Origin of the sequence: Sphingopyxis sp. OAS728, from assembly GCF_014873485.1 — a bacterium.
In the GTDB taxonomy this organism is placed as follows: Bacteria; Pseudomonadota; Alphaproteobacteria; order Sphingomonadales; family Sphingomonadaceae; genus Sphingopyxis.
In genome coordinates, this window is sequence record NZ_JADBDT010000001.1 from 3,752,499 (window position 1) to 3,764,744 (window position 12,246).

Sequence of the window (12,246 nt, forward strand, 5' to 3'; positions counted from 1 at the left end):
GCGCGCTAGCGTTCGACCTTCGTCGCCAGGATCACCGACGTCGTCGTGCGCTCGACGCCGTCGAGCAGCCCGATCTCATCGATCAATTCGTTGAGCTGCGCACCATCCTCGGCCTCGAGCATCGCGATGATGTCATATTCGCCGCTGATCGCGTGGATCGCCTGGACCAGCGAGAAGGCTGCGAGCGCCTGCTCGACCTCGCGGTGAAAGCGCGGCAGCGTCTTGATCATCATATGCGCGCGCACGCGGCTCGCGGCAAAGGCGTTGCCGAGCCGCACCGTATAGCCCGCGACGATCTTTTCCTCTTCGAGCCGCGCGAGCCGCGAATAGATCGCGCCGCGCGAAATGCCGAGCTCCTTCGCGAGCTGCGCGATCGTTTGCCGCGCATCGTCGCGCAGCAGGGTGAGCAGGCGTTCGTCGATCTCGTCGAGATTGACGCCCGATTGCGGCATCAGTCGGCCAGCTTTTCGTCGGCGAAGATCGCCACCTGTGGAGTCCCCCCGGCGCTCATCCGCCCACGATACATGCCAAGGTCGTTGATGGCAAAAGCCGGGCGCCCGTCGGGGCCTATCGCGATCAGTCCGCCGTCGCCGCCGATCGCGCCGACCGCCATGATCGTGGCTTGGGCCGCTTCCTTCATGCTCTCGCCCTTCCACGCGACGCGGTCGCACACCTGCCGCGCCGCGCTCTCGCGGATGAAATATTCGCCCGATCCGGTCGCCGACACCGCGCATTGCCCGTTCTTGGCATAGGTGCCCGCGCCGATGATCGGGCTATCGCCGATGCGGCCCCAACGCTTGCCGGTCATCCCGCCGGTCGAGGTCGCGGCCGCCAGATTGCCCTCGGCATCGAGCGCGACCGCGCCGACGGTGCCGAACAAATGCGTCGGATCGATCGCCGATACCTGTTTCTCGCGCCAGCGCAGCAGCCCCTGCCAACGCTCCTCGGTGCGGAACCAGCTTGGGTCGACCTGCTCGAGCCCGCGCTCGACCGAGAAACGATCGGCGCCGTCGCGCGCCAGCATCACGTGCGGGCTCTTGTCCATGACCGCGCGCGCGAGGTCGATCGGGTGGCGTGTGCGCGTCACGCCCGCGACCGCGCCGGCCTTTTGCGTCTTGCCGTCCATGATCGCGGCATCGAGTTCATTCTTGCCCTCGGCGGTGAACACCGCGCCGCGCCCGGCGTTGAACAAGGGATTATCTTCGAGCACGCGCACCGCCGCAGCGACCGCGTCGAGGGCTGCGCCGCCCTTGTCGAGCACCGCACTACCGATGCGCAGCGCCTCGTCGAGCCCGGCGCGATACGCCTTCTCCTTTTCGGGCGACAGCGTCTTGCGCTCGATCACCCCTGCGCCGCCGTGGATCGCAAGCGACCAGCGCGGCACCTCGACAATCTCGCCCGCGCGCACCGCATAATTGCGGACAAAGACCGGGGCATCGACCTGTCCCGAGGGCAGATGGAGCACCGACCCGGGGCCAACCCCGGTGACCTTGACGCGCGGGGCATCGAGCGGCCCGCGCTGTGACAGATTGCGCAGCCCTGCGCCGTCGACCACCCACGCATAGCCGTCGGCCTCGGTCGCATAGATGCGCGCGCGGCCATCGGGTTCGACCGCGAGCGCTGCGCTCTCGTCGACGCCGAGGCCGAGCATCGCGGGTTGGTCTGCCGGGCGGCCGACCTGCGCCTTCGCGACGAAGGCGAACAGGCGGCCCAGCCGTTCGCGTTCCTTGAAATGCGTGTCCGTGACGATACCCTTCAGCAGTGCGAAATGCAGGAAATCGCCCTCGATCGTGTTGGCGGGGCCGAACGGATCGGCGAGCGCCTCGGGGCTTTTGATGCTGCCGTCGTCCATCGCGCCGTAAAGCTTCTCGCCCTGGATCGCGAGGCCGGCGCTCGTGCCCGCGAGCGGCTTTCCTGCCGCCACATGCGCGTTGAGGATGTCGCCGACCGGAGTGCCGCGCCAGTAACGGACATAGCGCGCCTGGTCGCCGCCCGCGATGAAGATGCCGTCGGCCTTCTTCAGCCGGTCGAGGATCTTCTTGTTCGCCGACTGCGACCGGCCGTGGAAGACGAAGATTTCGGTCGACTGGATGCCGCCGATGTCGTGGAAAAATTCCTGCCCGATTTCCTTGCCATAAGATGCGCTGATCACGACGATATGACCGTTCCCGGCTTTGCCGAAGAACCATTTCATCGCGTCGATGTTGCGGTCGCCGCCGCCCATCAGCAGCAGCCCGCCCGAAACCGGGCCCGGCGTCGGCGTGTTCAATTTGCCGAAGACATAATGCTCGTACGGCTTCTCTTTGGCCTCTTTCGCGAGCGCAGGCGCGAGCGACAGCCACAGTCCCGCGAGCAAAAGCCAGAATCCCCGCATGATCGAACGCATCTGTCTTCCCTCTGACGACCCTCAACATCGCCACGTTACATAATGACGGCGTCAAAAGACAATATGATTTCCAATTTCACCATAGTGATTGAAATTATCGACGTTTTCTGGTCGAGTGGATGAAATATCCGGTTGGTGGGCGAACGCGTTTGATTCGGGCCGGAGCAAGCAGGGGGTTGATTAATGAGCAATTTCGGGAAACGGGCGTTTCGGATCGCCCTTGGGATAGGGGTCTGCGCGCCGGCACTGGCCGCGCCCGCCTTTGCGCAGGACGCTACCGAGGGCAGCGAAGAAATCATCGTCACCGGTTCGCGCATCCCGACGATCCAGGATCAGGGCCCGTCGCCCGTCACGACGATCGATTCCGACACGATCCGCGCCAACGGCTATACCAGCGTTCCCGAACTGCTCGCCGCGATGACGCAGAACAGCGGCGAGACGCAAAGCCCGCAGTCGGGCAGCAGCGCCGACTTCACCCCCGGCGCGCAGCAGGTCGATCTTCGCGGCCTCGGTCCCAATCACACGCTCGTGCTGGTCAACGGCCGCCGCATCGCCGACTTCCCGCTCCCCTATATCGGCCGCAGCAACTTCACCGACATTTCGAACATCCCCGTCAGCCTGATCGACAAGGTCGAAATATTGAGCGGCGCCGCCTCGGCCATCTATGGCTCGGATGCGATCGCCGGGGTCGTCAACTTCAAGATGAAGGAACGGCTCGACGGCATCACGCTCGACTATCGCCACGGGCGCACCCAGCATGGGGGCGGGCTGTCGCACCGCGTGACCGCGACCGGCGGCTGGTCGACCGACCGGTTCAGCATCGTCGGCGGCATCGAATATCTCGATCAGCGTCCGCTCTGGGGCTTCCAGCGCAAGATTCAGGACAGCACCGACGACAGCCCCGTTGCATCGAGCCGCATCGCGCGGCGCACCTTCTATCGCGCGGATTATAACGACGATTATATCACCCCTGACGCCGGGACGTGCGAGCGTCTGTCGAACCTCAATTTCGGGACGGTCGCGCTCTACAACCGGCCTCGCTACGGCGATTTCTGCGGCAGCAAGGAATCGATCGGTTACGGCACGATCATTTCGGGTCGCAAGGGCTTCAACAGCTTCGCCAGCGCCACCTATGAACTGTCGGACAATGCCAAATTGTTCGTCGACGCACAGCTCGGGATCAGCAAGGTCCGGCTGATGTACGACGTGACGAGCTGGGCCTTCGAACAATCGTCGAGCAGCTCGGACAACTATTTCTACAACAGCTTTACGGGGCAGATCGAGGACTGGGGACGCCAGTTCACGCCGGAAGAAACCGGCGGGTTCGAGATGCAGCGCAGCAAGCAGACGACGTACAGCATTACGCCCGGTATCCGCGGCAATTTCGGCAATGCCTGGAATTACGAGGCGTCGTTCAACTACAGCCGTTACCAGTCGATCGTGCGCTGGCCGCAAATCATCAACCAGAAGGCCAAGGACTTCTTCTTGGGCGCGCAGGACGGGATCGGCGAGGATGATTATCCGTCGTTCAACGCCGATCCGGCGAACCTCTACCGCCAGCTCACGCCCGCCGAATATGACAGCATCTCGGCGGACACCGTCTATCGTCCGTACAGCTGGACCAGCAATGCGCAGGCGACGCTGACCAACGGCGAATTGTTCCAACTGCCCGCCGGGCCGGTCGGGATCGCGCTCGTCGCCGAATATGGCAAACAGGGCTATAATCTCCGTCCCGATCCGCTCGCGCTTACCGACTATTACTATAGCTGGAAGGACAGCGACGGCTCGGGCAAGCGCAGCCATGCCGCGATCGGCGGCGAAGTGCGCGTTCCTGTGCTCGATTTCGTCACATTGACCGGTGCCGGCCGTTACGACCGCTTCGGCTATGCCGGGCGCCACGCCGACAAATTCACCTATAATGGCGGTATCGAGGTGCGCCCGACGGACAGCCTGCTGTTCCGCGCCGCCTATGGCACCGCCTTCCGCGCGCCCGACCTCCACTATCTGTTCACCGGCCCCGGCAATGTCGAAAGCAGCGTGATCGATTATTATACCTGCCGGCAGGATACCCCCGGCGCGGGGATCAGTGACTGCGAGGATTATGACGTCGATATCGTCGCGCAGCGCAGCGGCAACCGCGACCTCAAGGCCGAAACCGGCAAGACGCTGACCGCTGGCGCCGTCTTCTCGCCGTCGCGCAACTTCCATGTTTCGGTCGACTATTTCCGCGTATCGCTCGACAATCAGGTCAACGACCTGCGCGCCAGCGAACTGACGCGCGACGAGGCTGATTGCCGCCCTGACGGTGCCGGGAACACCACGCTTGACCCGAATTCGCCGACCTGTCTCGCGGCACTGGCACGCGTCAACCGCTTCGCGACCGGCGCATTGGCGGGCGAGATCGAGTCGATCTCGATCAATCCGATCAACGTCGCGCGCGAAAAGACGAGCGGTATCGACATCGCCTTCCGCGGCACATTGCCCACGAGCTTTGGCGACTTCACCCTGTCGCTCGCGCACAGCCATGTGTTCAAGCACACGCTGGTCCAATACACGGGCGATCCCGTCGAGAATAAGCTGGCGGCCGATAGCGGTTATTATCTGCCGCGCGACAAGTCGAACGGCAGCATAAGCTGGGCCTCGGACGGGCTGCAATTCACCTTCTCGGGCACGCGCCTCGGCAAGCTGCCGAACTATGACGAGGACGCCTTCATCAAGGCGAGCTATTTGTTCAACGCGACGCTGCAATATGATTTCACCGATCATATGCGCGGGTCGCTGACGGTGCGGAACGTCTTCGACAAGATGCCGGTGAAGGATCCCACCTGGTCGGGCTATCCCTATTATAACACCAGCTGGTTCGACAGCATCGGCCGCAGCGTGTTCCTGCAGCTCACCTACAAGCTTGGCGGTTCACCGCTCTAGGAAGGACGCAGGGGCGGGCCGAGCCGGCTCGCCCGCCCGCAGGCGAGGTCCGGGGTAATTGGCCGGGCGATTGTTTTGTGGCAGGCCGGGCATCCCGCTTTTTGCACCGGAGACATCATGCGCGCCCTGCTGCTTACGATCGCCCTGCTGGGCCCCGCTATTCCAGCCGCCGCGCAGGATGCGGTCGTCGATACCCATGTCCATCTGCACAAGGGCGAGGCGTCGGTCGCCGAATATCGCGCGCAGCTGAAAGCAGCCGGTCAGCCGGTTTCCGCGTTCGGCGCGATGTGGTTCGGCGGCCCCAATCAGGCGCTCGTCGGCGACCCCGCCGATATTGGCAGGCGTAACGACGCGCTGATCGCGCTCGCGGCAAAGAATCCCGACATGATCGCAATCGCGACCGTCCACCCCTATGACGGCGACGCTGCGCTCGCCGAGGTCGACCGCATCGCCGCGCGCGGGGTCAAGCTGCTCAAGATCCATCCGCACACCCAGAAATTCGACGCCGCCGACCCGCGCGTGCTGACGCTCGTCAAGCGCGCGGGCGACCGGGGGATGATCGTCGTGATGGACAATGCCGGCATCGTCCCCGACGACAATGAGACACTCTTCAACCTCGCGCTCGCGGCGCCGAAAACGAAGTTCATCTTCGGCCATATGGGCGGGCTGGGCTTCCGCTTCTGGAACATCCTCGCGCTCGCGCGCACCGCCGAAAATCTCTTCGCCGACAATATCTATTTCGACATTTCCGCGAGCGTGATCCTTGCCGCGGACTCGCCGATCGAGGCCGAATATGTCTGGACGATCCGCAACGTCGGCGTCGACCATGTGCTGCTGGCGTCGGACTTCCCGCAAATCTCGTTGCCGAAGACGCTCGAGGCCTTCGCGAAGCTCGACCTCACCGACGAGGAGCGCGCCAAGATCCGCTCGGGCAACGCGCGAAAGCTGCTCGGGCTCTAGACGATCGCGAGCGCGAACAGCAGCGACACGGCAAAGCTCGTCAGCGAGGCGAGCAGCACCGGGACCCCCGCGCGCCAGCCCATTTCGAGCAGCAGGTCCAGCCGCGTACGCATCGCGGTCGCGGTGACCGCTAGCAGCAGCAGCGCCTTCGACGCGGTCAGCGCCCCGCCGCGCGCTGCATCGGGGATCGGCGCAAGGCTGTTCAGCGTCACCAGCGCAAAGAAGGCGACGATGAACCAAGGGAGGGCAAGGCGGCGCCAGATGCGTTTCTCACCGCCGTCCTCGGGCTTGAGCAGCAGCCCGACGAGCGCGACCACGGGCGCGAGCAGCGCGACGCGCGCCAGCTTGACGATCGTCGCGCTCGCCCCCGCCGCGTCCGAAAAGGCGTAACCGCCGCCGATCGCCTGTGCGACGTCGTGGATCGACGCCCCGATCAGGAACCCGGCCTGCGCGTCGCTCAGGCCGAAGCGCGCCGCCAGCAAAGGATAGATCGTCATCGCGAGCGCGCTCGCGAGCGAGACGCCGACGAGGGTCAATGCGAATTGCGCCTGCGACAGCCGCTGCTTCCCGATGACGCCATAGAGCGCCAGCGCCGCGCTCGCGCCACAGATCGCCGTCGCGCCGCCCGCGAGCAGCCCGGCATAGGGCGACTGACCCGAAATCCGCGCGCCCAGAAATCCCGCGCCCATTGTTAGCGTCATGATGATGATCAGCGCCGCGAACGGCACCGGCCCCAGCACCGCGATTTGCAGAAAAGTAACCTGCAACCCCAGCACCACGATGCCGATGCGCAGAAAGGTGCGCGAGGCGAAGTCGAGCCCGCGGTGCGTCGCCTCGTTCGTCGAGATGAAATTGAGCGCCAGCCCGACGAGCAGGCCGAGCAGGATGATCGGAAACCCATAATGGTCGGACAGCCATGCCGCCGCCGCCGAAGCCACCGCGCAGGCGGCGAGGCCCGGGAACAGGCTGCCCTTCGGCGCCGTACCCGCCATTGTCTGCGCCAGATGCAATTCGCCGAACAAGTCGCCGCCGCTCGGCAAATTATTCCAATGCGCGTGGCGCATCGATGTCAGATCGTTTCTGTCCAGCGCTGTCATAATGTCGCGCCATATCGTGAAGCCGGGCAGGCGCGCAAGGCTTCTCTTGCGGTGCGCGGCGCGACGCGCCAAAGCAGACAACGATAGTCAGCAGGCCAACGGGGAGATGCGCTGCCGTGACAGGGATTTGCCAGCCGGGGACGGAGCGCAAGCGCGCATGACCCGGGCAACGATCAAGGATGTCTCGCGCGTCGCGGGCGTGTCGATCAAGACCGTGTCGCGCGTGCTCAACAAGGAACGCTATGTCAGCGACGACATGCGGCAAAAGGTCGAGGAGGCGGTCGCCCGCCTCAACTATCACCCCAGTCAGGCGGCGCGCACGCTCGCGGGGAAACGCTCGTTCCAGATCGGGCTGATCCACGACAACCCCAGCCCCTATTATATCTTCAACATGCAGGCGGGGGTCGGGCAACGTTGCCGAGAGGCCGACTTTCGCATGATCGTCCAGCCCTGCGACATCAACTCGCCCGGCCTTGTCGACGACATCGGCGCGCTGATCGATCAGGCGCAGCTCGACGGCATCATCATGACCCCGCCGGTGACCGACGTCGGCACCGCGCTTGCCGAACTGTTCCGCCGCAAGATCCCCGTCGTGCGCGTCCAGCCGGGCACCGACCTGACCGCGACCTCGGCGGTTTACATCGACAATGTGCAGGCGGCCGACGACATGACGGCGTACCTGATCTCGCTCGGCCATCGCCGCATCGGCTTCGTCACAGGGCACGGCAATTATTTCGCGAGCGGCCAGCGGCTGACCGGATACCGGCAGGCGCTCCAGCGCGCAGGGATAGGCTTCGACGCGGCGCTGGTCTTTCCGGGTCAGTTCGATTTCCAGTCGGGGACCGCCGCGGCCGAAGCGCTGCTGGCGCTCGACCAGCCGCCGACCGCAATCTTCGCGAGCAGCGACGACATGGCCGCGGGCGTGCTGGCAGCGGCGCATCGGCTCGGCGTATCGGTGCCTGACCAATTGTCGGTCGCCGGCTTTGACGACACCGACCTCGCGCAGGTCGTCTGGCCGTCGCTGACCACGATCCACCAGCCGATCCGCGACCTCGGCTACGCCGCCGCCGACCTGCTGCTCGAATTCGGCGAGACGATCGAGCGGCGGCAATTGCCGCACAAGCTCGTCGTGCGCGGTTCGACGGCGGCGCCGAAAGGTTGAAAACGACCGGTTGTTGCCGATAGAGATGTGAACCCCGGCGAAAGCCGGGGCCCAGAATTCCAACGCTGACCTCGGCGCTTCCGCGCTGGGCCCCGGCTTTCGCCGGGGTTCACAAAGGGCAGCTGCCCACCCCATTCCTGCCACTATGAAAAAACGTCTGTCCTTTCCGATATGACAACGTTATCTCATCTGCACGACAGATAGATTCGGGAGAGACGATCTTGGCGCAAATCGCCGATAAACGCCGCTGGCTCGTGGTGGGGCTCGTCTTCATCGCGATCGTCCTCAACTATGTCGACCGCCAGATCCTTGCGCTGCTCAAGCCGACGCTCCAGCTCGAGTTCGACTGGACCGACCGCGATTACAGCCACATGGCCTCGGCCTTCCAGTTCGCCGCCGCGCTCGCCTTCCTCGGCACCGGCTGGTTCATCGACAAGGTCGGGCTGCGCTGGGGTTTCGCGATCGGCGTCGGCGTGTGGAGCCTCGCGGGCATGGCACATGCCTTTGCAACCACCGTATCGGGCTTCGTCGCCTCGCGCGCGGTGCTCGGCGCGGCGGAATCGATCGGCACCCCGGCCGCGGTGAAGACCGCCGCGACCTACTTCAACGCGAAGGAGCGAAGTTTCGTCCTCGGCCTCGGCGGTATCGCGCCGAACGTCGGCGCGATCCTGACGCCTTTGCTCATCCCGCTGATGGCGCTGATGTGGGGCTGGCAGGCGACCTTCCTGATCGCCGGCGGGCTCGGGCTCGTCTGGGTCGTCGTGTGGTTGATGGTCCGGATTCCCGAGCAGCCGAACGCCGCGCGCGACGCCGCGGCGCCGCCGATTCCGTGGAGCAGCCTGCTCCGCGATCGCCGCCAATGGGCGGTTATCCTCGGGAAAGCGCTCACCGATCAGGTGTGGTGGTTCCTGCTTTTCTTCATGCCCGACCTTTTCCACCGCGTCTTCGGGCTGACGCAGGGCACGCTCGGTCTGCCCGTCGCCTTCGTCTATTTCATGGCGGCGCTTGGCGGCATCACCGGCGGCTATCTGCCCTCCTATCTGATGGGCCGCCGCGGCTGGACCGTGAACGCTGCGCGCAAGACGACGATGCTCATCTATGCGCTGCTCATCCTGCCCGTGCCCTTGCTCGTCGGGGTCGACAGCGCATGGGTCGCCGCGATGATCCTCGGCCTCGCGCTCTTCGCGCATCAGGGCTTCTCGACCAATCTCTTCGGCCTCACCACCGACGTCTTCCCCGCGCGCATCGTCGGCTCGGCGATCGGGATCGGCGCCTTTGCCGGCAATTTGTCGGGCATGGCGATGATCGAGTTCGCGGGCTGGTCGCTCGACACGGGCAGGGGCTATCTGCCGATGATGCTTGTCTGTGCTTTCACCTATCTCGTCGCGCTCGCGGCGATCCACCTCATCCTCCCGCGCATCGTCGCCGTCGACGAGGAGGACGACGGCGAAGTGCAGGTGCTGGCGCATTGATGGAAAAAATGGATCATATCTGGTGCTCCCCGGCGAAAGCCGGGGCCTATCTCCTGCCGCCTACTGGACCCCGGCTTTCGCCGGGGAACACGAAGGGCGACATCTAACGAACCGCATACGAAACCCGCTTCCCTCCCATCCGATTATGGAGTATATGACAGCGATGTCAGATTTTCTTCCCGCTCCCGCCAATGTGACCTTCGCCGGTCATGAGATTTCACCCATCGCCTGGGGCATGTGGCGCTTCGCCGGTGTCGATGTTTCGACCGCGCGCGCGCGCATCGATGCCGCCTTCGAAACGGGCGTCAACCTGTTCGACACCGCCGACATCTATGGCTGCGACACACCCGGCGGCTTCGGTTCGGCCGAGGCACTCCTTGGCGACGTCTTCGCCGAAGCCCCCGGCCTTCGCGACAGGATGATCCTCGCGACCAAGGGTGGGATCATCCTCGGTGTGCCGTACGACAGCAGCCACGCCTATCTCACGTCGGCGATCGACATCTCGCTGAAACGCCTGCGCACCGACCATGTCGAACTGTGGCAGATCCACCGCCCCGACCTGCTCACCCATCCGCAGGAAATCGCGCGCGCGCTCGAGGATGCGCACCGCGCGGGCAAGGTCGGCGCGATCGGCGTGTCGAATTTCACGCCTGCCCAGACCGCGGCGCTCGCCAAATTCCTTCCCGTTCCCGTGGTCAGCCACCAGAGCGAATTTTCGCCGCTCCACCTCGCCCCGCTCTTCGACGGCATCTTCGACCAGTCGATGGCCGAGGGGATGAGCTTCCTCGCCTGGTCGCCGCTCGGCGGCGGCCGGCTTGGCGATCCGGCCGACGAGCGCACGCGCGCAGTCGCCGGACTGCTCGACGCGAAGGCCGCCGAATATGGCGTCTCGCGCGCCGCCGCGACCTACAGCTGGGTGATGGCGCATCCCGCGCGCCCGATCCCGATCGTCGGCACGCAGAATGTCGATCGTATCAAGGAAATTCCGCAGGCCTTCGCCCCGCGCTGGACGCGCGCCGAATGGTACGCGGTGCTGCAAACTTCGATGGGAGAGAAACTGCCATGACCGACCGCTCGTGCGAAGTCAGCTGGTTTTCGGCGCTCTGCGACGACGACTATGAATTTCTCGGCGTCCCCGACCCGATGCTGAAATCGAGCTGGGAGCATTGCCGCGACATCGTGATGCAGGCCGACTCCTTGGGGTTCGACAATATCCTGCTGCCCTCGGGCTATGCGCTCGGCATCGATACCACCGCCTTCGCCGCGGCGATCGCGACGATGGTGAAGCGCATCCGCCTGCTGATGGCGGTGCGCATCGGCGAAAGCTGGCCGCCGCAACTCGCGCGCCAGATCGCGACGATCGACCAGATCCTCGGCGGCCGCCTGACCGTCAACATCATCTCCTCGGACATGCCGGGCGAGACGATGGACTCCGAACCGCGCTACCGCCGCACCGTTGAGGCGATGCATATTCTGAAGACCCTGCTCAACGGCGAGGCGCTCGACCATGACGGCGAGTTCTGGAAGCTGCAGGTCGCCCCCGCGCGTGTCGGCACCGTGTCGGGCAAGGCGCCGCCGCTCTATTTCGGCGGCCTCTCGCCCGCCGCGCGCGACGCCGCGGCAAAGGGCTGCGACGTCTTCCTGATGTGGCCCGACCGCGAAGAGGTGGTGAAGGAGATCATCGCCGATATGACCAAGCGCGCCGCAGCCTATGGCCGCACGCTCAAATTCGGCTACCGCGCGCACATGATCGTGCGCGATACCGAAAGCGAGGCGCGCACCGCTGCCGACCGCCTGCTCTCGAAACTCGACGCCGCAAAGGGCGCCGAAATCAAGGCCAAGTCGCTCGACTCGCAAAGCTTCGGCGTCAACGCACAGGTCGCGCTGCGCGAAGCCGCGTCGGACGATGGCTATGTCGAGGATAATCTCTGGACCGGCGTCGGCCGCGCCCGCTCGGGCTGCGGCGCCGCGATCGTCGGCGATCCCGATCAGGTGCTCGCGAAGCTCAATCGTTATCAGGATATGGGCATCGAGGCGTTCATCCTCTCGGGCTATCCGCACGCCGCCGAAGCCGACCTCTTCGCGCGCCATGTGCTGCCGAAGATGAAGCACGGGCGGCTGGAGGTCTAACCATTCGTCACCCCGGACTTGATCCGGGGTCCACGAAGGCCAACGCCACCCTTGACGTCATGGATCCCGGATCAAGTCCGGGATGACGATGGTGTGTGGGTGGATGCCCCGCCT

The 12,246-nt window shown here is 65.0% G+C and carries 9 protein-coding genes; 6 read left to right on the forward strand and 3 right to left on the reverse strand.

The genetic code is table 11. The annotated features are described in order from the left end of the window. Positions 1–5: 5 nt before the first annotated feature. The gene (locus GGC65_RS17785; RefSeq protein ID WP_192648372.1) at positions 6–452 is read right to left on the reverse strand and encodes an Lrp/AsnC family transcriptional regulator; all 447 of its coding nucleotides are present in this window, start codon (positions 450–452) and stop codon (positions 6–8) included. Further along, a complete protein-coding gene (locus GGC65_RS17790) occupies positions 452–2,386 on the reverse strand; it encodes an isoaspartyl peptidase/L-asparaginase (RefSeq protein ID WP_192648373.1) in 1,935 nt (644 codons plus the stop codon). The genes GGC65_RS17785 and GGC65_RS17790 overlap by 1 nt, the downstream gene beginning before the upstream one ends. 183 nt (positions 2,387–2,569) lie before the next feature. Between GGC65_RS17790 and GGC65_RS17795 the strand changes: the two genes are divergently transcribed. Beyond that, positions 2,570–5,311, forward strand: coding sequence for a TonB-dependent receptor plug domain-containing protein (locus GGC65_RS17795; protein WP_192648374.1), 2,742 nt, complete (start codon positions 2,570–2,572; stop codon positions 5,309–5,311). Between the two features lie 117 nt (positions 5,312–5,428). Then, complete coding sequence (locus tag GGC65_RS17800; protein ID WP_192648375.1) at positions 5,429–6,271, forward strand: amidohydrolase family protein; 843 nt, start codon at positions 5,429–5,431, stop codon at positions 6,269–6,271. On the opposite strand, the gene GGC65_RS17805 is transcribed toward GGC65_RS17800, so the two are convergent. Then, the gene (locus GGC65_RS17805) at positions 6,268–7,368 is read right to left on the reverse strand and encodes a YeiH family protein (protein WP_413052737.1); all 1,101 of its coding nucleotides are present in this window, start codon (positions 7,366–7,368) and stop codon (positions 6,268–6,270) included. The two genes, GGC65_RS17800 and GGC65_RS17805, sit on opposite strands and share 4 nt — an antisense overlap. Positions 7,369–7,525: 157 nt before the next feature. On the opposite strand from GGC65_RS17805, the gene GGC65_RS17810 reads away from it, so the two are divergent. The 4 genes from GGC65_RS17810 (at position 7,526) to GGC65_RS17825 (ending at position 12,132) form a co-directional block, all read left to right on the forward strand. After that, positions 7,526–8,530: a LacI family DNA-binding transcriptional regulator gene (locus GGC65_RS17810; protein ID WP_192648376.1), complete on the forward strand. Its 1,005-nt coding sequence runs from the start codon at positions 7,526–7,528 to the stop codon at positions 8,528–8,530. Positions 8,531–8,751: 221 nt separating this feature from the next. After that, a complete protein-coding gene (locus tag GGC65_RS17815; protein WP_225940889.1) occupies positions 8,752–10,002 on the forward strand; it encodes an MFS transporter in 1,251 nt (416 codons plus the stop codon). A 163-nt stretch (positions 10,003–10,165) separates the two neighbouring features. Beyond that, on the forward strand, positions 10,166–11,068 hold the full coding sequence (locus tag GGC65_RS17820; RefSeq protein WP_225940890.1) for an aldo/keto reductase: 903 nt from the start codon (positions 10,166–10,168) through the stop codon (positions 11,066–11,068). Then, positions 11,065–12,132 (forward strand): LLM class flavin-dependent oxidoreductase, encoded by a 1,068-nt coding sequence (locus tag GGC65_RS17825; protein ID WP_192648377.1) that lies wholly within the window; start codon positions 11,065–11,067, stop codon positions 12,130–12,132. The genes GGC65_RS17820 and GGC65_RS17825 overlap by 4 nt, the downstream gene beginning before the upstream one ends. Positions 12,133–12,246 lie beyond the last annotated feature (114 nt).

What these genes read in the sequence shown, in the direction of transcription:
- GGC65_RS17785 (WP_192648372.1), bottom strand. Translation starts at nt 452, where the DNA reads ATGCCGCAATCGGGCGTCAATCTCGACGAGATCGACGAACGCCTGCTC.
- GGC65_RS17790 (WP_192648373.1), bottom strand. Translation starts at nt 2,386, where the DNA reads ATGCGTTCGATCATGCGGGGATTCTGGCTTTTGCTCGCGGGACTGTGG.
- GGC65_RS17795 (WP_192648374.1), top strand. Translation starts at nt 2,570, where the DNA reads ATGAGCAATTTCGGGAAACGGGCGTTTCGGATCGCCCTTGGGATAGGG.
- GGC65_RS17800 (WP_192648375.1), top strand. Translation starts at nt 5,429, where the DNA reads ATGCGCGCCCTGCTGCTTACGATCGCCCTGCTGGGCCCCGCTATTCCA.
- GGC65_RS17805 (WP_413052737.1), bottom strand. Translation starts at nt 7,368, where the DNA reads ATGACAGCGCTGGACAGAAACGATCTGACATCGATGCGCCACGCGCAT.
- GGC65_RS17810 (WP_192648376.1), top strand. Translation starts at nt 7,526, where the DNA reads ATGACCCGGGCAACGATCAAGGATGTCTCGCGCGTCGCGGGCGTGTCG.
- GGC65_RS17820 (WP_225940890.1), top strand. Translation starts at nt 10,166, where the DNA reads ATGTCAGATTTTCTTCCCGCTCCCGCCAATGTGACCTTCGCCGGTCAT.
- GGC65_RS17825 (WP_192648377.1), top strand. Translation starts at nt 11,065, where the DNA reads ATGACCGACCGCTCGTGCGAAGTCAGCTGGTTTTCGGCGCTCTGCGAC.